This is a genomic window from Parabacteroides sp. AF19-14, assembly GCF_003635485.1.
GTDB lineage: Bacteria > Bacteroidota > Bacteroidia > Bacteroidales > Tannerellaceae > Parabacteroides > Parabacteroides distasonis.
The window spans coordinates 101,476-123,569 of the sequence record NZ_QTMJ01000004.1; the positions used below are offsets into that span (position 1 = coordinate 101,476).

Genomic DNA, 22,094 nt, shown 5'->3' on the forward strand with positions numbered 1-22,094 from the left:
AGAGACGGAGCATGCTCCGTCTCCCACCGCTGACAATAACTTAAAATACACATCCCCCTCACTTCACGATAAACCACGGATTATGCAAATCTTCCTTGTTATAGCGAAGCGGGGTCTTACCGTCGATATGATATATGTCGCAACCGGCAGACTTGGCGATGGCGTGGCCGGCGGCGGTATCCCATTCCATCGTCGGGGCGAAACGGGGATAGATATCGGCCGAGCCTTCCGCTACCAGACAAATCTTCAGGCTGCTGCCGCTACTGATCAACGTAACGGGCTTTCCCTGCTTGCGGAGATTATCGATGAAAGCGGTGGTCTCCTCCGTTTGGTGAGACCGGGATGCCACTACCACGATTCCCTGATGCGCCAGCGCCATCGGCAAATGTATCGCCCCCTGCTTCATCTCGTCCATCGAGGGCTGGCTACTGCTATCGATTCCCGTAAACTTATAAGCACCCACAGAGGAGGAGGCGAAATACAACTCCTTCCGGACGGGCACATAAATGACGCCCAACACGGGCACACCTTTCTCCACCAAGGCGATATTCACGGTAAACTCGCCGTTTTTCTTGATAAACTCTTTGGTACCGTCCAGCGGGTCCACGATCCACAGCGTCTCCCATTTGGAGCGCTCCTTGAACGGGATCTCCTTTCCTTCCTCGCTTAAGACCGGAAACGGGGTAACGGACAAAGCGTTTGTTATCAATCGATGGGCCGCCTTATCCGCCTTTGTCAACGGCGAGTTGTCTGCTTTTCTCTCTATCCCGAAGTCTGATTCGGGGTCGTTATAGATATCCATGATCGACTTGCCTGCGTCTACCGCGGCACGGATCGCTATGTAAAGATAATTGGCGTAGCTCATCATCACTTCTCGTTTTATTATTTGTTAATAAGCAAATATATGGAAAAAAAACAAATTAACGCCCTGTCGCCTGTAAATATTCCGTACGTTTGATCAAATAAGCCGTATAATCACCCGTATACTGGTCACGGCTTTGCTGGAGGAGCGATTGGGCGTCCAGAAGATCGCTCAGCGTAACCGTGCCCGCCTTATAATAGTCCGTATTAAGGCGGACATTCTCCTCGGCCGTCGCTATGGACTCCTCCGAGAGCTTGACTTGCTTATAAGACTCCTCCAGCTCGTTCCAAAGCTTCCGCATTTGCACCAACAGAAGCTCATTGGCGTTTTGGCGGGAATACTCGGCCGCCTTCACCTGAAGCTTTTGCTTCCGGATGGCGTGCGAGCCGCCCCACCAATCACTGATCGGAATCGCTACGGTAGCGAAAACCATGCCGAACGGACGGTCCTTATCCAGTAAGTTGTGATACATATACCCGGCTCCGATCCCCACGGTGGGCAAGTATTGCCCAACCTTCAGCTTTTGTTGAAGACGGGCGGCCTCCACGTTCTTCTCCAGCAATTTATAAGAGAGTGTCGTAGGGAGCGCCTCCTCATGGCTCACCCGGTAAAGCTCCGGGGAGGGCACCTCGGCGGGCAGCGTGAAATCGATCTCGAAATCATCTTCCCCGATACCGATATATTGAGCCAGCACCATCTTGGAAAGGCGCAAGCCGTTCTCCACCCGCAGGCGGTCGCTCGCCACGCCGTTCTTTTTCAACTGGACTTGCAGTAGGTCATTACGAGTCGTCACGCCGGCGCCGACCGCTACCTCCACATCCTTATAAAGACTCCCCACCAAGGATTCCACGATCTCGATCGTCCTTAATTTCTCGTGAAGGGAGATCCATTGCCAGTAATACCGCTCCACCGTCAGGGCTACCTCATCCTCGGATTGGCGCATCTGGTAACGGCTCACCTCGAGCGCCAAGTCGGCCAGCTTATTGCCGTTCACGATCTGTCCGCCGGCGAACACGGGCTGGATAGCGGTCACCCCACCCAGCAAGCCGTCATCCATCATCGACAACTCGAGAAGGCCCGGTATCACGCTCATATCCATCATCCCGTGGTTCGCCTTAAAAGCTGTTCCCACGGCGCTGACATTCGGGAAGTATTTCGTAAAGGCCTCCTTTTTTCCTTCCCTCGCCTCTTCTACGTCCAAACGGGCGTTCTTCATCTTCGCGTTATTCTCCAAAGCCATTTCCCGGCATTCTTCCAGCGATAATGTCCGCTGGGCGCTCACGGTCCCCACGCATAAGACGAGGGAACCGACGATGCCATATATCCATCTTTTTATCATCTCTTTTTTCCGCATATATTCATTCCTATATTATATCCTAATCCGTATCATTCATTTATTCCCGAATATCTTCCAATAGAAAACAGGCAGGATGATGACCGCCAAGATCATCGAGAAGACCGTTCCCGAGCAGATCACCACACCCATCGGCATCCAAAGGGAACTGCCGCTGATGATCATGGGAACCACGCCCACGGCCGTTGTAGCCGAGGTCAGGAAGATCGGGAGCATGCGTCGCCGGCCGGCATCGAAGGCGGCATCCCTCGGGCTATAATGCTTATGAAGCCGCAAGTCTTGCGCATGCTCGAATATCAAGATAGCGTTTCGCACCACGATACCGATCAAGCTGATAACGCCCAAGACGCACGTCAAGCTGAAATCGATATGGAACGCCCACAAGCCCAGCGCCGCCCCGAACAAGGTGAGCAGCAACGAGGACAGGGCCGCCAACGCCAAGCCGATCTTCTTGAAATTGACCAACAGGAAGAAGAAAACAATGATCACGGCGATCGCCAAGCCCTGCATCAGCGGGTTCATCGTCTCGAAATCCAGCTCCTTGGCTCCACCGTACTCGTACGTCACGCCCTCGGGCAAGGTCGGGATAATACGGCTTTCCATGACTCGCTCGATCCGCTTCTGCATAGCGTTCTGGTTGGTTCCCCGGGTTACCTCGGCGAAGACGCTCAAGGTACGCACGCCGTTGCGACGGACGATCTGCCCCTCATTCCAGCCTCCCTCGATCGTGGAGACTTGCCGGAGCGGGACGCTCACGCCGGGGACGATGGTGGGAAGATACTGGTCGCCGACCTTATCGAACGCGTCACCCTCCCCTTTCTTATCGGATCTCAGCTGGATCGGCAAAGCGTAATCGCCTTCCCAGAGGGAGCCAACCGAGAGACCGTCGTAACGGATCGCCAGATCGGCCGAGGCCATCGCCTTCGTGATCCCGAGGCGGGAGGCTTCCACTGGGTCCAATCGAACCCGTACGTCGGGTAAGGCCTCCTCGTAATTGGTGTGTACCCAGACCAAGCCGTCCATCTCACGCAACACGGCCATCAAGGAATCCCCAGCCTGCTTCAACCGGGCGATATCGTCTCCCATGAAACGGATCTCTAAAGGAGAGGATACGTTTTGGTAATCCAGTTGCTTAAACTTCACGTAGGCGTCGGGGAAATAATCGGCGTACCGGTCCGTATAATCATCCAACACGCTACGGGTGGCCTCTATCGAGGCGGTGTTGACAATGAACTGGGCGTAATTCTTCCCGGCCAAGTTAGGGGCGTAGGTAGCTTGGAAACGGGGCGAGGAAGTTCCGATAAAGGAGGTGACGGACAGGATGCGCTCATCTTCCGACAACAGCTTATAGAGACTATCGCTCACGGCGGCGGTACGGTCCAGCGAGGTTCCCTGCGGGAGATAGATCTCGACGGCGAACTGATCCCGGTCGGCTATCGGCATCATACGCTGGCTCAGTTGGGTGATCATCAGGATCGCCAAGGCAACCGTCAAGACGCCCAGACCGATCGTGGTTTTCGGGAAACGGAAAGTCCACGTCAGCGCCCTCGTATAGACGGCCTGTACGGTATCCAGCAGATTGAACCTCTTCTTGCCTGTATTCTCCCGCCCGGACTTCAATCCCTTCTTGATCAAGACCCGCTCCAGCAGCGGGATAAAGACCATCGCCACCGCCAGCGACACCATGAGGGAGATGGAAAGCGTCCAAGGGAAGAAGGTCACGAAATCCAACATCTGCCCCGTCATCGTGAAAAGCAACGGGAAAAAGATCACGCAAATACACAGCGTAGCCAACAAGATCGAGCTGAAATAGTTCTTGGCGCTATAGACGGCGGCGTACCAACGGGAATAGCCCTTGTCCAGATATTCCAGATAGGCGTCTATCACGATGATGGAGTTATCCACGATCATGCCCAATACCACGATCAAGGCGGCCAGCGTCACCGTATTCAGCGGGATGCCGCAAGCGTACATGACACCGATCGAGATAAAGACACTGATCGGGATGGAAGTAGCCGCCACCAATGCCGAGCGGAACGGGAAGAGTACCATCATCACCAAGATCACGACCACGATGGACACGAACAAATCCCGCACGAAGGAACTTACCGAGTCTCCCACCACCTTCGGCTGGTCGGCGATCCGGCGGATCGAGACACTCTCGGGAAGATCCCGCTCGAAAGCGTGCAATACCTCGTCTACCTCCTTTCCGTATCGTACGATATTATGGCCCTCACGCATCTCCATGGAAAGGATGATCGCTTTCTTGCCGTTGTTCGTTATATAGCTATCCGGCTCGGGATATTCCCGCACGATACGGGCCACGTCTTTCAAGCGGATCATATGCCCGTCGGCATCGGCCAGCAGGATCTGCTCGCCTACCTCCCGCTCCGAGGGATAGGTCACGGAAAGGTGGATGGGAATGTCCAAGCCGCCATTCTCCAAGGAGCCGGAGGCGGTGGTAAAGCCTTGGGTGAACAAGGTTGTCATCAGCATACGGGTATCTAGGCCGTAAGCGGCTAGCTTGTCTGGATCCAAGTAGACCGAGATCTGCTCGTTTTGTACCCCGTAACGGCGCAGGTTGGATACGGACTCGATCCGGCGCAGGCGGTCTTCCAGCGTCTCCATGTATCGCTGCAATTCCCGGTAGGTCTTGTCTTCCGATTCCAAGGTGATCAATAAGGCGGAAGTATCGCCGAAATCATCATTCGCGATGACGGCGAGTACGCCCGAGGGCAGTTGCGACTTGAAGTTCTGCAAGCCGAGCTTGATCTTCGACCAGACCTCGTCTTTATTGTTCACGTCGTCGTTCAGCTCCACCATCACGTACACCATTCCATCCCTTGACATGGAGTACGTCTTTTTCTTCTTTACCTCCTTGAAGGTAAACAGGTATCTCTCCAAAGGCTTGGCCAACTGCTCCTCCACCTCTCCGGAAGTCGCCCCGGGGTAAACACCCACTACCACGCCTTGGCGGATGGTGAACTCCGGAAACTCCTGTTTCGGCATGTCCACCAAACCCAAAATACCCAACCCGACCAGCACGGTAATCACCAGCAACGTGATCTGGTAATGACGCATGGTCCATTCGATCACTCCGTTTTTACGTTCTCTCATAACGCACGCACTCTCATGCCCTCACTGATTTTCTGGTAACCGCCTATCACGACGATATCCCCCTCGTTCAACCCTTCCAGAATAAACAAGCCTCGCTCCGTCAAGTCGCCCGTCCGTACGGGCGTAGCTTTCGCCTTTCCGTCTACGACCTTCCAGACGAAACGCCCCCCGTCGTTCGCTATCAGCACGGCGTTGTTCGGCAAGGCGATAGCCGGCACGGATTCCTCTCCCGACAGGCGTACATCGCAAACCATGCCGGGCAACAAAGCGCCAGACGGGTTCTCCAGCCGGATCTTCGCCTCGTAAGTATGGGAGATAGGGTTGGCCACGATACCTTTCTCCGTCACTTTCCCCTCAAAACATTGTCCGCCCAGAGCGGCTACCTTTATCATGGCGGCTTGATCGCCTAGCGTGGCGACCTCGTTCTCCGGGACGGCGATCTTCACGTTTACCGTCTCTATCCTTAACAAGGAGAAAACCGGTTGCCCGGGCTGCACGTTCTCTCCCGCCTCAACCATGCGCTTGCCGATAACGCCGCCGAACGGGGCATACAGGTTCCGGTCCTCAAGGTTTTTCCTCGAGATTCGCTCCATGGAACGGGCCTGTTCCAATTTGCTCTCCACCTCTACCCATTTCATATCCGGCAGGCTCTTATTCTCGTGCAAGGTTCTCATGCGGGCATAGGCGTCCTCCGCTTGTCGCAAGGAAGCTGCCGAGGCGTTATAGGCGTTTTCCAGCGTCGCCTTGTCTAACACCGCTAGTAGTTGGCCCTCACGGACCTTCTGCCCCTCGCCCACCAATACTCGCTCTACATTACCCATCACCTGAAAACTAATCGAGGAGGATACGACCTCCTCTACCGTTCCCACGTAATTCCTTGTATCCGCCGGAACGGTCTTCGCTACCTTCACGATCTCCACCGGGATCTCTTTGCTATCCCGTCCCTCTTTTTGACTGCCCGAGCATCCGGACATCACGAACACGACGGATAATAATCCTCCATAAACAATACCTTTCATCCTTTTCATATCGTATGATTTATTATACCGCAAAGATGATGAGTTTATCCACTCCAAAGAAGTTCCGTTTTGCAACCAAATTGTCCTATTTGACACATTTCAATTGGATTATTCTATTATTTCACTAATTTTATCGCCCAAACAAGAATAAATTATGAACGTAACAGATCTACCTCAAGCTTGTATCTCTCTTATCGAGAACGTACCCGGCATAGACTTTATCGACGAGGATTTCGCCATATTCGATAACATCGACGATATTCCCTCGCTCGACCATCCGATGCGAATAGACGCCGTCGTATTCGCGCTTTGCACGAAAGGCTTCATGCGTATACGGATCAATATGGAGGAATATGTCGTAGGGGAAAACCATCTCGTATTGTCCTTGCCTGATCAGATCATCCAACACGTGGAACGTAGCGAGGACGTGGCCGGGATCTTCATCGTCATCTCCAAGAATTTCATGGAGGAGATCATTCCTCATATACAGAATACCTTGCCGGCGTTCTTCTACATCAAGGAGCATCCGGTCACCGAGTTGAATACCGAGGAGATAGGTTGTATCAAGGAATATCATTCTTTCCTCTGGAAGAAAGTGAAAGCGAAAGGGCATCCTTACCGGAAAGAGATTGCCCAGAGCTTATTGTTGGCGGTATTCCACGAGGTTTACGGCATGTTTAAGAATCATATGCCGATCGAGGTGAAGAAGAGCCGGCAAGAGGAGTTGTTCGCGGCGTTCATACAAACGCTCGCCTTACATCATAAGCAGGAACGATCGGTAGCTTTCTACGCCGGAAAATTATGTGTGACTCCCAAATATTTATCTCTTTTGGTAAAGAACGTCAGCAACCGTACAGCCGGGGAATGGATCGATAATTACGTTGTCTTGGAGGCGAAGGCGTTATTATCCTCCTCCACCCTTTCCATCCAAGAGATATCAGACCGGCTAAACTTCGCCAACCAATCCTTCTTCGGTAAATACTTCAAGCAACACGTCGGGATATCGCCTACGGAGTATCGGAAGAAATGGTAATAATCAGAAAAATAATTATCTTTGTCTCACGACAGAAGTCATTTAATGAAAAGATAAAATGAAACGAACAGAAATTATAGATCAGATAAAAGATATCATGCGCCGGATAGCTCCCACGGCACAAACTATCTTATTCGGTTCGGAAGCACGTGGAGACGCTCGGATTGATAGCGATATCGACTTACTCATCTTGATAGACGGAGAGAAAATGACTTTGGAACGAGAGGAAGAAATTACTTTACCCTTGTATGAGCTGGAACTAAAGACAGGCGTAAATATCAGCCCCATCGTCATGTTAAGAAAACTCTGGGAAAACCGTCCCTTTAAAACTCCTTTCTATATTAATGTTATAAACGAAGGTATTATATTATGAAAGAGATTCTAGATGAAGAAAGTAAGAACGCATTGATTAACTATCGAATCCAACGTGCTTATGAGACATTGAAAGAAGAATAGTTCCCAAAGAGAACTATCCTCCGATCAACGCAGTTATCCCGCAAGAGGCGAATTGATCGATACACCTTTGCAGGACTGCTTCGGAAGGGGTGGATAGCGGAAGGTACCCGGGGTTGTAGAGGGTTCCTCGCTTATCGTGCTTGCCTTTTCCGATGTCGTGATACGGGAGAAGATTGACGACTTTCCGTTTCCACGGTAAGGAGGCTAGGAAGGTGGCAGAGCGGGATATATTCTCCTCGTCCGCATTGACGCCCTCGATCAACGGAATGCGGATTAGAAAGTCCATCCCGGCTTCGGCAATCATCCGGAGGTTGGAGAAGATACGCTCGTTCGGGACACCCGTGAAACGACAATGGCTACCGGAATCCATATGCTTTAAATCCACCAGAAAAAGATCCGTGCGCTCCATTACGTTACGGACGGTATCCGGCGAGGCGAACAAGGTCGTATCCACCGCACGATGGATTCCCAACGCTCCGCAACGATCCAGCAGGGCAACCAAGTCCGACGGACGCGACAACGGCTCTCCCCCGCAGAAGGTAACGCCTCCCTCGGAGCGATCCATAAAGACCGTCTCTTTCTCGATCTCACGCATGACCTCGTCGATAGAATACTCACGGCCGGACATCTCCATCGCCAAGGTGGGACAAACCTCGGCGCATCTACCGCATGTCCGGCACAGAGACCGATCCGTGACGATACCCGCCTCCGTCAAGGTCAACGCCCCGGTGGGGCAGGCATTCACGCAGGCCCCGCAACCTATGCACTTCTTTCTCGTATACAGCTTCTCCGCCCGGGGCGAGATGCCTTCCGGGTTATGGCACCATACGCAGGCAAGCGGGCATCCCTTCATGAAGATCGTGATACGGATGCCCGGCCCGTCGTTTATGGCGTATCGTTTGATATCGAATAACAGCATGGCCTAGAAAGTCTCTTGCTCCGTACGTGCGATCACGTCCGCTTGCAAATCGGCGTTCATATCGTTGAAATAGTCGCTATAGCCCGCTACACGGACCAGCAGATCCCGGTAGTCCTCCGGGCACTTCTGGGCGGCGTAAAGCGTTTCCGTATCCACGATGTTGAATTGGATATGATGGCCACCCAAGGCGAAGTAGCTACGAATCAAGGAGGCCAGTTTCGAGATATCCTCCTCCCGCCGGAGCAGGCTGGGCAGGAAGCGTTGGTTCAGCAGCGTGCCGCCGCTCTTCACCTGATCCAGCTTACCGAGGGACTTGACAACGGCGGACGGCCCGTGGGTATCGGCTCCGTGCGAGGGCGAGGTACCATCGGAGATGGCACGCCCGGCCAAGCGGCCGTTCGGAGTGGCTCCCATCACCTTGCCGAAGTAGACGTGGCAAGTGGTGGATAACATATTCAAATGGAAACACTCCCCTTTCGTATTCGGCTTGCCCTCGATCGCGTCATATAAATCGTCGAAGACACGGACGGCGATCTGGTCGGCGTACGGATCATCGTTGCCAAAGAAAGGCGTACGGTTCAGGATCATTTGGCGCATCGGTTCATGTCCCTCGAAATTATCCGCCATCGCATCCAACAAGGCTTCCATCGTGAAGGTCTTATCCTCGAAGACGTGTTTCCGCAAAGAGGAAAGGCTATCGGTTATCGTGCCTAATCCGGTACACTGGATATAAGTGGTGTTGTAACGAGGCCCGCAATTGTAGTAATCCTTACCCTTCGCGATACAATCGTCGATGAACAGGGAGAGGAACGTGGCGGGGGCGTACTTGGCGAACATGCGGTCGATATAGTTGCTGACCCGCACCTTCATGTCCACGAAATAATGGATCTGGCGCATGAATGCCGCGTAAAGCTCCTCATACGTCCGGAAACCACGGGGATCGCCGGTCTCCAGACCGACCTTGCGACCGCTTACCGGATCTACGCCGTTATGCAGCGTCACCTCCAATATCTTCGGCACGTTCAGATAACCGGTCAACACGTACGCCTCCTTCCCGAAAGCGCCCACCTCGATGCAACCGCTACAACCTCCCTCGCGGGCGTCACGCAGCGACTTGCCTTGCCGCATCAACTCCTGCACGTACACATCCGGGTTGAATACCGACGGGTAGCCATGGCCTTGGCGGATCACCTTGCACCCAGCACGGAGGAAACGCTCCGGCGTACGGGCACTGACGTGGATGGCGCTGCCGGGCTGGAGGATATGCAGCTCCTCGATCGTCTCCAACATGATATAGGAGACCTCGCTTACGCCATCGCTACCGTCCGCCCGGATGCCGCCGATGTTCAGGTTCGTGAAATCGTTATAGGTTCCGCTCTCCTTCGCCGTGATACCCACTTTCGGCGGGGCGGTATGATTGTTTACCTTGATGAAGAAGCAAGACATCAACTCTTTCGCCTCGTCACGGGTCAAGGTTCCGGCGGCGATTTCTTTCTCGTAGAAAGGCGTCAGATGCTGGTCGAAATGACCGGGGTTCATGGCATCCCAACCATTCAGCTCCGTGATCGTACCGAGGTGGACAAACCAGTACATCTGGATCGCTTCCCAATAGGTACGGGGAGCGTGGGCGGGAACCCAGCGGCATACCTCGGCGATCTTCCTCAGCTCAGCGGCACGGCGGGGATCTTTCTCGGTGAGAGACATCTCGTCAGCCAAGTCCACGTGTCGCTCGGCCAGCAGGATAGCGGCGTCGCAGGAGATAGACATGGCCGTCAGTTCCTCCTGCTTGTCCGTGGCCTCGGGGTCGTTCATGAAATCCAAGGCGCTTAGTTCCCCCTCGATACGTTTCTTCAAGTCCAGCAGGCCATATTGGTAGACCTTGCCGTCCAAAGCGGTATGCCCGGGGGCACGTTGCTCCATGAACTCGGTGAACATACCCACCTCGTACGCCTCTTTCCATTCCTTGGGGACGTGACTGAAGATGCGTTCCCGCTGGGTACGGCCTTTCCAGTACGGGATCACCTCCCGCTCGTAGGTATCGATATCTTCTTGGGAGATAGTGTAACGTTGCAACTCCCGGGTATTCAATATATGCAAGTCCTCCACGCTATGGCAGGTAAGTTCCGGGAAGGTAGGCACGGCCTTGGGGCGGGGCCCCCGCTCGCCGACGATCAACTCGTCCTCACCGATATAGATCGTCTTCCGCTTGCAGATCTCCAAGAAGTTCAGGGCACGCAGGATAGGGATCGGATACTTCCCGTAATTCTCCTGATAGAAACGGGTCTCGATCAAGGCCCGCTCGATGGAGAGGGAAGGTTGGGCCTCGAAGGTCTGCCGGCGCAGACGTTTGATACGGTCGTTCATCCCGAAATTGTTCGCTCCCACGGAAGAGACGGTATCATGTACGCATGAATGTGTGTGATGGGTTGTATTCATAAAATTATATGTTTTATCGTAGAGGTAGGATCTATCCGCCCTCATCAAGGTTATTTTTTATTGTTACACAGGACGGGCATCCCCGCCCCCATGAGTTTATATAGGGAGAGTATCTGCTAGAGATAAAACATCAGGCAGTTGAAAAGCATCCGATAGCCTTTGTGTAACATAACGCTTGTTTCTTTTTGAAGTATGATGGCAAAAATAAGGAAATTATTGATAATATCACAATTCATCAACAGAAAGTAACCGTTTGTCAAAAAAATAACACAGGAACGTAAATAAAGGAATAGCTTTGCTTTGTATTTCCAGATCAAAGGGTTTAAAATTAAAAGAACTTATACCATGCAAAGTACATTCAAGAACCTACTTTATGTCTTGAGACATTATAAATTAGCGACGGTCACTAATCTTTTAAGACTTAGCTTCGCTTTCCTGTTATTCATGCTGATAAGCATACATGTCGGTCATGAATATAGCTTCGACGCTTCCCTCTTGAACAGGGAAAGGATTTTTCAGTTAGAAAACAAGCGGGATGACGGGATATGGGAGGCTAATTTCGCACGTCCACAACTCGAGCGTTTCATCGCCGCCTCCCCTTATATAGAAGCGGCCGCTATCACAAACAACCTTGTTTACTCCTCCGTACGTTTTGGGATATCAGCCAGTGAAGGGCCCGACGCACGGAGCTATATGGAGCAGGTGGAACGGATCACCCCGGGATATACCAAGGTCTTTGGCTTCGAACTGGTGGCCGGCGATACGGATTGCCTGAAACGTCCGGAAGGGACGCTGATCCCAGAGAGCATGGCCCGGAAACTCTTCGGCGAGGAAAATCCTATCGGGAAGCCGGTTTATCTGTCGGAGTTCGCCGGGGCCGAAGGCTCGATTATATATGGGCTTAGTTTTGAGCCGGCATATATCGTGGGAGGCGTCTTTCGCGATTTCCCGGAAAACACCCGGGTGAAGAATGCCCTGTATATCCCGATCATGGAGAAAGAGATGATGGAAAACTGGCATACCGGCCTTTACTATTGTTATCTGCTGATGTCGACGCCGGAATCCGCCTCTGTCACTACCGAGACCTATATGGCCGATAGCCGGGCTTTCCTGAAAAGTTTCACGATCGAGGATATGCGCCTCCGGCCCTTGTCAGATCTCTATTTCGGCCAGCCAGTCCGAGCGGACGCCGCTCCCATCGGTAATAAGCTACGGACGAATATGTTATTCTTTATCGCCATCCTGATCATAGGTATCGCCTTGGTCAATTATATCAACCTGTCGATAGCCTTGGCGCCGATACGCACCAAGTCGATCACCATCCAGAAAGTGCTGGGAAGCTCGGACACCACGCTACGGAAGTATCTGGTCTTGGAGTCCTTGGGAATCTCGGTTGTCGCCTTCTTCCTCGCCTTGCTTTTCCTGTTATTTTTGAATAACGTGCAATGGGTCACGAATATGGTGGGGCATCCGTTGGATCTGTATGCCAACTGGAAGATTCCGGCGTACACATTCTTCCTTGTCGCAGGCGGCGGTATACTGGCCGGTTTGTATCCCGCTTTCTATATCACCTCGTTTCCTCCTGTCATAGCGCTGAACAAGTCTTTTACCCTTAGCGACCGGGCCAAGAACACTCGCAAGTTACTTATAGGGTTCCAGTTCGTTATCTCGATCACGCTGATTGTCGCAGCGTTGTTCGTCTCCTTGCAAAACAGATATATAGGAAACGTGGACTTGGGATTCAATAAAGAAAACGTACTGGAGGTAAGACTAAGCATGGGGGCGGCCTTGAAAAAGGGCGAATTGTTCAAGGCACGTCTCTTGGAAAGCCCCGCTATCCGTGATGTTTCCTTTAGTGAGTTCAAATTTGTCTCGGACGAATCACGTTCTTTCATCGGGTATAATTACAAAGGCCAACATTATTATATGAGCTGGCTGGGAGTATCCGCCAATTTCCCGGAGCTAATGGATGTAAAGATGATCGCCGGAAGGAAGTTCCGGCCGACGGATGAGGCGGCAAATAACACGCAGGCTGTTTGCCTCCTTAGCGAGACGGCAGCGAGAGAGATCGCCTCGGGTGTTTCCCCCGAGAAACCGGACGACCTATCGGACTTGGTAGGAACAAGCATCACGGATAATGATATACCGGTACGGATTGTCGGTATCTTTGAGGATGTCCATTATGAATCCCTGTATAAAGAGTTACGCCCGATGGGGCTTTGGACCTCGGCTAAGAATCATTACCGCCGTTCGGTGCCGGAAAGATACGCTTATGTCAAGATCGCCGGCGGAAATCCCCGGACGGCTATTGAGCATATCCGGAAGGTAACGGATGAATTGATCCCGGGTTATCCGGCCGATATCCATTTCTTTGATACGGCGCTGGAGGAGCTTTACAGTAAAAGTGGGCGGCAGGGAACGCTGATTACCGCCCTTTGCCTGATGGCCGTCTTTTTATCCCTCGTGGGAGTATTCGGACTGGTTATCTTTGAGCTACAGGGACGGGAAAAGGAGATAGCCGTGCGGAAAGTACATGGGTCCACGGTCCGGCAGATCCTTTGGATGCTGAACTCGTCTTTCCTCCGGATCACGCTCGTCTGTTTTATTATCTCGATCCCGCTTGCTTATTACGGGGTGAATGTTTGGCTACGAAGCTTCGCTTATAAAACGCCGATCTACATATGGGTATTTTTAGTGGCTTTGGTAATCATAATGACACTGACCGTATCTACGGTTACTTTCCAGAGCTATCGGGCGGCGATGGCGAATCCGGCGTCTAAATTGGGGCATTAAGGTTCATTACGAAAAAAGGACGGGTAGATTGATCCGTCCTTTTTTACTCATATATTATCTTGTCTCAGGTTTGGTTACCGTTCCCAATAACCTTCCATCTCCTCCAGCGTCTTTCCTTTCGTCTCGGGGACAAATTTCCAGATGAACAACGCCGCCAATATACCCATCACGCCATAGATCCAATAGGCCATACCGTGATTGAACGTATCGGTCAAGTATTGATTCTTATCCAGCATTGGGAATGTCCATGATACCAAGAAGTTGGCAATCCACTGCGCCGCTACGGCGATACTCATCACCGTGGAGCGGATCGAGTTCGGGAAGATCTCGGCCAGCAGCACCCAGCAGACCGGGCCCCACGACATAGCGAATCCCGCCGTATAAACCAGCATGCAGACCAATGATCCCATACCCACCGAACGCGTATAGAAAGTAGTTCCCAAGATCAACATAGATACCGCCATGACGAGCGCCCCGATAATCATCAACGGACGGCGTCCGAACTTATCCACCGTGAAAATAGCCAATACGGTAAACGACAGGTTCACCGCCCCTACCACGATCTGTTGCAAAAGGGCGGCGTCCGTGGCCGCTCCCATCGTCTTGAAGATCTCCGGGGCATAGTAAAGCACCACGTTGATCCCCACGAATTGCTGGAAACCGGAGAGCAACACGCCCACCAAGATGATCAGCACGCCAAACGACCGGATCGGGAACAGCAAGGCGATACAGAAACTAGCCAACAAGGCGATCTCCAACGCGTTCGTATTACCTGCCCACGACAACAACCCGTAGCCGGCCAAGAACAGCGCCAGCCAAGTCCCCATAAACCGGAAGTAAGGCTTCATCGACGGAGCTTTCTCCTTGAAACTATTCCGTATATCCTCCAGCTCACGGCCAGCGTCCGCCTGATCCATCAAATGGCTCAAGACGCCCAACGCCTTCTCCGTACGCCCACGCATCACGAGATAACGAGGCGTCTCCGGCACGAACATCAAGAACGAGAGGAACAATACCGCCGGAATAATCTCGGAAGCGAACATCCAACGCCAGCCGATCGTATTCAGCCAAGCGGCATCTCCTTGAAGGGCGATCGTGTAATTCACGAAATATACCACCAGCATACCAAAGATAATGGCAAACTGGTTCCATGCCACCAGATTCCCCCGGCGATCGGCCGGAGCCACCTCGGCGATATACATCGGCGATACCATGGAGGCCAGCCCCACGCCGATACCTCCCAGAATACGATAAGCCACGAACGCATACATAAACGTATGATCGCCACTTCCGGGCATGCCGATAAACAGCTCCGGCCAAGCCGAGCCGATAGCGGAAAGCAAGAAAAGGATAGCGGCCAGTATCAACGTAGGCTTCCTGCCGTAACGCTGGCTGATCCACCCGGCGAACGAGGCGCCGAGGATACATCCGATCAACGCGCTACTCACCACGAACCCCTCCAAGGCGTTGGCTTGATCCAACGGAAATCCTTGCGGCTCGATGAAGAACTTACGCAAAGACTCCACCGTACCGGAGATCACCGCCGTGTCATACCCAAACAGCAGACCTCCCAAGGTAGCGACCAAGGTAAGAGCGAAAATATAAGTGTTGTTACTTTTCATGGAATAGATTTATTAATTAAAAACTGAGAATTGAGAGCTGAAAACTAGGGCTTACGCACGATAATTTTCAATTCCCAATTCTCGATTTTCAATTATTTAGATATGCAGATTTACAATCATCTCGTATAATTCCTGCTTACCGCTGATCTGTTTCGGCTCGCCGTCACGCAAAGCGATCGTACGAAGATCTTCCAGCGTAAGCTTGCCATCCTCGAATGCCTTGCCCTCACCGGCATCGAAACTAGCGTAACGCTCGGCACGCATCTTGCGGTAGTCTGAGTTCTCAAGGATATCGGCGGCGATCATCAAAGCACGGGCGAAAGCGTCCATACCACCGATATGAGCGATGAAGATGTCCTCCAAGTCCGTAGAATTACGGCGGGTCTTGGCGTCGAAGTTCGTACCTCCGGTAGTTAGGCCACCTCCCTCAAGGATAACCAGCCAAGCCTGTGCCAGCTCATAGATATCCATCGGGAATTGATCCGTATCCCAACCATTCTGGTAATCGCCACGGTTCGCGTCGATACTGCACAACATGCCGGCGTCGGCGGCGGCTTGCAACTCATGCTCGAATGTATGTCCGGCCAAGGTAGCGTGGTTCACCTCGATATTCAAGGCGAAATCCTTGTCCAGTCCATAATGGCGAAGAAAGCCGATCACGGTCTCCGAATCCACGTCATATTGATGTTTCGTCGGTTCCATCGGTTTCGGCTCGATCAGGAACGTACCCTTGAAACCGTTCTTACGACCATAATCACGGGCCATCGTCAACATCATAGCCAAATGATCCTTCTCACGTTTCATGTTCGTGTTCAATAGGCTCATATAACCCTCACGACCGCCCCAGAATACATAGTTCTCGCCCCCTAAGGCGATACAAGCGTCGATAGCGTTCTTGATCTGCGTGCCAGCGCATGCCACGGTCGGGAAATAAGGGTTCGTAGCGGCGCCATTCATATAACGCTTATTGCTGAAGACGTTCGCGGTAGACCATAGAAGCTTCTTTCCGGTAGCGGCTTGATGCTCCTTGGCATGTTCCACCATCGTCTGCAAACGTTTCTCGAACTCGCCCAGCGTAGGAGCCTCGTCCACCACGTCCACGTCGTGGAAGCAATAGTAAGGAATATTACATTTGGTCATAAACTCGAAAGCGGCGTCCATCTTGTACTTCGCACGGGTGATAGCGTCCGCACTGTCATTCCAAGGGAATGATTTTGTTCCACCACCAAACTGATCACCTCCCTCAGCACATAAGGTATGCCAATAAGCCATAGCGAAGCGCAAATGATCCTTTAGTGTCTTACCCATTACTACCTTATCCGCGTCATAATAATGAAATGCCAACGGATTTTTTGACTCACGTCCCTCAAACTGAATCTGTCCGATTCCCGGGAAAAATTCTTTCTCTCCTTTAAAGTAACTCATAATAATATATATTAAAAATGTAAATAATTCAGCCGTTAAATAGATTGTTCCAATCGTTCCTTCCAAATCTCGAACGCTCCGCAATAAGCATTCGCCTTGAAACCGTCCGGCTCGATCACGTTGATCTTCTTCAAGGAAGCGAACGCTTCTTCCGCGTTCTTGTAGATACCGGCACCCATACCGGCCCCCTTGGCCGCTCCTACCGCGCCATTCGTATCATACAGTTCGATCACCGTACCCGTCACGCCCGCCAAGGCATCCCGGAAGATCGGGCTTAAGAACAAGTTCGCGTTCCCCGCACGGATTACCTGAATATCGATCCCCATCTCATTCATGATATCCATACCGTATTTAAAGGCGAACACGATACCTTCTTGCGCCGCCCTAGCCATATGGGCCTTGGTATGTATGTTGAAGTTCAATCCATGAACCGAGCAATCGATCTGCTTATTCTGCAACATACGCTCCGCCCCGTTTCCGAACGGCAAGATCGAAAGACCATCGCAGCCGATGGGAACCGTAGCCGCCAAATCATTCAACTCATTATAGTTGATACCTTCCGGCGCTATATTCCGTTTGATCCAAGAATTAAGGATACCGACCCCGTTGATGCACAACAAGACACCCAAGCGGGTCTGCTCTGTCGTATGGTTCACGTGGGCGAACGTATTCACACGGGAAAGCGTATCGTAATTCACCTTGCCGTTCACGCCATACACCACTCCGGAAGTCCCGCCGGTAGCCGCTATCTCGCCCGGATTCAATACATTCAATGATAAAGCGTTATTCGGTTGGTCACCCGCACGATAGGTAACCGGCGTACCTTTCTTCAATCCCAACTCGGCCGCGACCGAGGCGGTAACCTCGCCCTGCAAACCGAACGTCGGACGGATATCGGCGATCAGATCCTTACTGAATCCATAATAATTCATCAAATCCTCCGATAAGGCATTATTCTTGAAGTCCCAGAAAATCCCCTCCGACAAACCGGAAACCGTAGTCACGATATCCCCCGTCAGGCGCATAGCGATGAAATCTCCCGGCAACATGATCTTATGGATACGGTCGTAGATATCCGGCTCGTACTCCTTGATCCAAGCCAGCTTAGAAGCGGTAAAATTACCCGGCGAGTTCAATAGGTGGGAAAGGCATCGCTTCTCGCCTATATTCTTAAACGCACGCTCGCCATAAGGAACAGCACGGCTATCGCACCAGATAATAGATGGACGAAGCACCTCCATCTTCTTGTCCACCACCACCAAGCCATGCATCTGGTACGAGATACCGATCGCCTTGATATCCTCGCCTTTCACCTTCGCCTTGCTCATGGCACCTTTCATAGCGATCTTCACGTACGACCACCAATCCTCCGGATTTTGCTCCGCCCACCCCGGACGCAACGCCTTGATCGGGGCCTCTTCTTTGGGATAAAAATCCGCACCTATTGTTAACCCGGTCTCCTCATCGACGATAGAGACCTTGATGGAAGAACTTCCAATATCACATCCTAACAAACACATAATCGTATGGTTTTATATCTTATTAAACTTCGAACGTTGTTGATTATATTTCACCTTATCAAACCGATAATACCGGGCGGCACGATGGGCGACCCCATCTTGCATATCGTCCGTGGGCACCACGTAATCCAAGGAATTCATCTTCTTATGAAAATTGCGCACGTCCATCTCACGGTTATAGATCACCTCGTACGTGCGCCTAAGCTGGAACGCCGTGAACTTCATCGGCATATAGTCGAAAATGATGGCGGGCTCCTTCTCTACCCAATTACGGATCTCCTGTATGGCAGCCTCGATAATCTCTTTATGATCGAATGGCAAGCGAGGAAGCTCGTCGATAGGGCACCAACGGATCGAGTCGGATTTATCGGCCGGACACGTCTTCCTGCTATTCTTGCACAAGGCGAGATAAGCGACCGTGATCAACCGTCCGATCTTCACCTTGGAAGTCGCCTCCAGCCACATCACGTCCAACCGGTTCGAGGTACGGGCGGGGGAACCGAAACAACGGAATTGTTTCAATTGGACGCGCTTCAAGCCGGTCGAATCATTCAGTATCCGATAGGCGGCGTCATCTAAATCCTCGTTCTCATAGATCAGGCTGCCGGGTAATTTATAGCCGATCAACTCGCCTTCCTCACTTTTCCGCTCCGCCAACAGCACGGTGAGCTTGTCATCATTGATGCCGAGAAGAACGCAGTCTACGGAAACATAGGGGGAAAGCATCTCTCTATTCTCGTTTTGTGTATCCATGATATCAGTAATTAGATTTGCGCAAATATAAGTATTTTTCTAAACAAAGCAATTACAAAAGGTCTTTTTTGCACCTCCTAATTGATTATTTTTCTGATATTTCAGTATCGTACATCATACAATATGCTATACAACACATAATGTAAGTAAAACAATTAGTATGAGAACAAATAATGAAGGCGCTTTCACGTACCTCTAACTTTTATTTCCTACATTTGTTATATTTATAAAACATCGGACATGAATCTAAAAAACATATACTTCTCTTGGCTGATTTATTGGGGTAAAATGAAGGGATTATTGAACGGGATAGCGGAAGCGATTATCCTACTCGCCTCCTTAGCCTCTTTCTTCGTATTGATCTACCAATTCGGCTTTGTACAGACTCCCGATTCCGTCCATATCTTAGAGCGCTCCCGCCCATTCATCCTGCTAGCTTTTTTCACGGGCATAACACTCCGGTACGTGGTGAGGTTCCAAGAAATCATACAGGAGAAAATGTTGTATCTCGATATCAGCATCTATTTCCTTTTATTCGCCGTATTATCCAGCAAGATATTTTTCAAGGATGCCATAGCGCACTCTTTGCCTTATTTGTCTTTCCTTACGAAACCTCTCTTCGTATATGTCTTATTATTGCTGCTTAGCACGATTCACTTATCCCGGCAGACGTTCACGCTGATGCAGACACGGATCAAGCCCTCGTTGCTTTTCTTGCTCAGTTTCGTGTTCGTGATATTGGTCGGGGCCGGGTTGCTATCGTTGCCGAACGCCACTACGCACCGGATTCCGTTTATCGACGCTTTGTTTATCTCCACGACCTCGGTATGCGTAACCGGACTAACCACCGTCGACGTAGCCACTAGTTTCACGCATATCGGGCATATTATCATCATGATTTTAATACAGATCGGCGGTATCGGGGTCATGACATTTACCTCTTTCTTCGCCCTCTCCTTCATGGGGAAATCCTCTTTTACGAGCAAGATGATGCTGAAAGATATGTTGAACGAGGATCGGACGGGAGGGTTGTTCCGGGTCATCTTAAACATTCTTTTCGTGACCTTGTTTATCGAGGGAATCGGCGCCTATTTTATTTATATGGACGTACGGGGAAGCCTGCCGGGAGGTACGCAGCAGGAATTATTCTACGCAATGTTTCATGCCGTGTCCGCTTTTTGTAACGCAGGGATCTCTACCTTGAGCGGTAATATGTACGATCCGTTAGTGGCGGATAAGTACAACCTCCATTTCTGGATAGCCATGCTGATTATATTCGGAGGCTTGGGCTTCCCGATCGTCTTCAATTACCTGAAACTCTTGCATCACTTGCTGATGAATGGTATCAAGATATTGATCGGTAAGCAAAAGCATTATATCCATACGCCCCGTATTATTAATGTACATACGTACATTGTTGTTATATCTACCTTGATCCTGTTAATTACCGGAACGGCTTTCTACCTCTTTTTCGAGTATGACAATACCTTGGGCGACCTTCCCCTGCGGGGGAAACTGGCAAATGCGTTCTTAGGCGCCGTCACGCCTAGAACGGCAGGATTCAACGTAGCGGATATGGCTACATTGGCCCCTCCGACCTTAATGCTGACGTTGATCCTTATGGTAATCGGAGCCGCCCCTATGTCCACCGGCGGCGGCTTGAAAGTGACCACCGTTTTCGTAGCTCTGGTTACGACCTTGAACGCCGCACGTGAGAAAGATAAAGTGGAAGTGAGAAAACGGGAGATCGCCCCATTCGCCATCCGCCGGGCATTCGCTATCATCATGATGTACTTCATGTGGGTGGCGATCGCTACGTGGGTATTATCCTATACGGAAAAAGGGGCGCCGCTGTTCTCCCTATTGTTCGAGGTTGTTTCCGCCTTGAGTACCGTAGGCTTGAGTATCGATTATACCCCTCACCTCACCCCTATCGGGAAAATCATCATTATCAGCACGATGCTGGTCGGACGTATCGGGGTATTGGCCTTCCTCGTAAGTTTCTGCAAGGAATACACGAAAAAGGACTATACATATCCACAAGAAAATATATTAATGTAAAAATAAGATAGCATGAAATATTTAGTAATCGGATTAGGGAATTTAGGACGTGCGATAGCGAAGGACTTGACACGTGTCGGCAATGAGGTGATCGGCGTAGACATGGATCTGCATCGTGTCGATATGCTAAAGAACGACATAGCGGGGGCGATCGCCTTGGACTCCACGGACAAAGAGGCATTGAGCACCCTGCCATTGAGCGAGATGGATGCCATTATCGTAACATTCGGTAAGGATTTCGGGACTTCCGTTCAGACTGTCGCCTTATTGAAAAGCTTGGATGCGGGCAAACTGATCGTGCGGGCGATCTCCTCGATCCATGAGACAGTGATCCGTGCGATCGGGGTAAGCGAGATTATCACCCCGGAAAAGGATTTCTCTACGATGTACACCTCCCAAGCGTCTTTAGGCGGCCTGTTCCGGCATTGGTATAAAGTAACCGAGACGGAACATCTCTACAAGATCAAGACACCGGCCACTCTTGTCGGGCAAACCATCAAGAACATCGATTTCGAGGAGAATTTCGGTATCCATCTGGTAGCGATCGAACGTCCTTACGAGAAAAAGAACCTGATCGGACTCACACAAACAGAATACAAGGTAATCAGCCGTATCACCGAGGAATTGATGATCGAGGCGGATGATCTACTGATCTTATTCGGGAAGATGGAGCTATTGAATAAAATAGCCAATATCTAAAACAAAACATAGGCAGACGATCACG

The 22,094-nt window shown here is 51.2% G+C and carries 15 protein-coding genes; 5 read left to right on the forward strand and 10 right to left on the reverse strand.

What is annotated here, in order from left to right; translation table 11 throughout:
* Positions 1-58: 58 nt before the first annotated feature.
* The 4 genes from cysQ to DWX33_RS05420 are packed head-to-tail and all read right to left on the reverse strand — an operon-like array spanning position 59 to position 6,361.
* Entirely contained in the window at positions 59-868 is an 810-nt protein-coding gene (cysQ, locus tag DWX33_RS05405; RefSeq protein WP_005862794.1) for a 3'(2'),5'-bisphosphate nucleotidase CysQ, read from the reverse strand.
* Positions 869-920: 52 nt separating this feature from the next.
* Entirely contained in the window at positions 921-2,216 is a 1,296-nt protein-coding gene (locus DWX33_RS05410) for a TolC family protein (RefSeq protein ID WP_008772350.1), read from the reverse strand.
* A gap of 36 nt (positions 2,217-2,252) precedes the next feature.
* On the reverse strand, positions 2,253-5,333 hold the full coding sequence (locus tag DWX33_RS05415) for an efflux RND transporter permease subunit (RefSeq protein ID WP_121772634.1): 3,081 nt from the start codon (positions 5,331-5,333) through the stop codon (positions 2,253-2,255).
* On the reverse strand, positions 5,330-6,361 hold the full coding sequence (locus tag DWX33_RS05420; RefSeq protein ID WP_122379985.1) for an efflux RND transporter periplasmic adaptor subunit: 1,032 nt from the start codon (positions 6,359-6,361) through the stop codon (positions 5,330-5,332). The genes DWX33_RS05415 and DWX33_RS05420 overlap by 4 nt, the downstream gene beginning before the upstream one ends.
* Before the next feature lie 145 nt (positions 6,362-6,506).
* Here DWX33_RS05420 and DWX33_RS05425 point away from each other — a divergent pair, with 145 nt between their 5' ends.
* Positions 6,507-7,385, forward strand: coding sequence for an AraC family transcriptional regulator (locus DWX33_RS05425; RefSeq protein WP_122379986.1), 879 nt, complete (start codon positions 6,507-6,509; stop codon positions 7,383-7,385).
* 58 nt (positions 7,386-7,443) lie between these two features.
* Positions 7,444-7,758 carry a nucleotidyltransferase domain-containing protein gene (locus tag DWX33_RS05430; RefSeq protein ID WP_005862799.1) on the forward strand — a complete coding sequence of 105 codons (315 nt, stop codon included), beginning with the start codon at positions 7,444-7,446 and terminating at the stop codon, positions 7,756-7,758.
* Positions 7,759-7,854: 96 nt separating this feature from the next.
* Here DWX33_RS05430 and DWX33_RS05440 read toward each other — a convergent pair whose 3' ends face one another.
* Complete coding sequence (locus DWX33_RS05440; protein ID WP_122379987.1) at positions 7,855-8,760, reverse strand: glycyl-radical enzyme activating protein; 906 nt, start codon at positions 8,758-8,760, stop codon at positions 7,855-7,857.
* A gap of 3 nt (positions 8,761-8,763) precedes the next feature.
* On the reverse strand, positions 8,764-11,196 hold the full coding sequence (gene hypD, locus DWX33_RS05445) for a trans-4-hydroxy-L-proline dehydratase (RefSeq protein WP_122380050.1): 2,433 nt from the start codon (positions 11,194-11,196) through the stop codon (positions 8,764-8,766).
* Between the two features lie 345 nt (positions 11,197-11,541).
* Between hypD and DWX33_RS05450 the strand changes: the two genes are divergently transcribed.
* On the forward strand, positions 11,542-13,989 hold the full coding sequence (locus DWX33_RS05450; protein ID WP_122379988.1) for an ABC transporter permease: 2,448 nt from the start codon (positions 11,542-11,544) through the stop codon (positions 13,987-13,989).
* A 74-nt stretch (positions 13,990-14,063) separates the two neighbouring features.
* Here DWX33_RS05450 and xylE read toward each other — a convergent pair whose 3' ends face one another.
* From xylE to DWX33_RS05470, 4 genes are all read right to left on the reverse strand, one after another.
* The gene (gene xylE / locus DWX33_RS05455) at positions 14,064-15,611 is read right to left on the reverse strand and encodes a D-xylose transporter XylE (RefSeq protein ID WP_122379989.1); all 1,548 of its coding nucleotides are present in this window, start codon (positions 15,609-15,611) and stop codon (positions 14,064-14,066) included.
* 96 nt (positions 15,612-15,707) lie between these two features.
* Entirely contained in the window at positions 15,708-17,036 is a 1,329-nt protein-coding gene (gene xylA / locus DWX33_RS05460; RefSeq protein WP_057326435.1) for a xylose isomerase, read from the reverse strand.
* Between the two features lie 35 nt (positions 17,037-17,071).
* A complete protein-coding gene (locus DWX33_RS05465) occupies positions 17,072-18,556 on the reverse strand; it encodes a xylulokinase (RefSeq protein ID WP_122379990.1) in 1,485 nt (494 codons plus the stop codon).
* Positions 18,557-18,568: 12 nt separating this feature from the next.
* Complete coding sequence (locus DWX33_RS05470) at positions 18,569-19,309, reverse strand: NUDIX domain-containing protein (RefSeq protein WP_057326437.1); 741 nt, start codon at positions 19,307-19,309, stop codon at positions 18,569-18,571.
* A gap of 240 nt (positions 19,310-19,549) precedes the next feature.
* Here DWX33_RS05470 and DWX33_RS05475 point away from each other — a divergent pair, with 240 nt between their 5' ends.
* Both DWX33_RS05475 and DWX33_RS05480 read left to right on the forward strand, forming a co-directional pair.
* The gene (locus DWX33_RS05475; RefSeq protein WP_005857461.1) at positions 19,550-21,370 is read left to right on the forward strand and encodes a TrkH family potassium uptake protein; all 1,821 of its coding nucleotides are present in this window, start codon (positions 19,550-19,552) and stop codon (positions 21,368-21,370) included.
* A gap of 12 nt (positions 21,371-21,382) precedes the next feature.
* On the forward strand, positions 21,383-22,069 hold the full coding sequence (locus DWX33_RS05480) for a TrkA family potassium uptake protein (RefSeq protein ID WP_121962087.1): 687 nt from the start codon (positions 21,383-21,385) through the stop codon (positions 22,067-22,069).
* Positions 22,070-22,094: the final 25 nt, after the last annotated feature.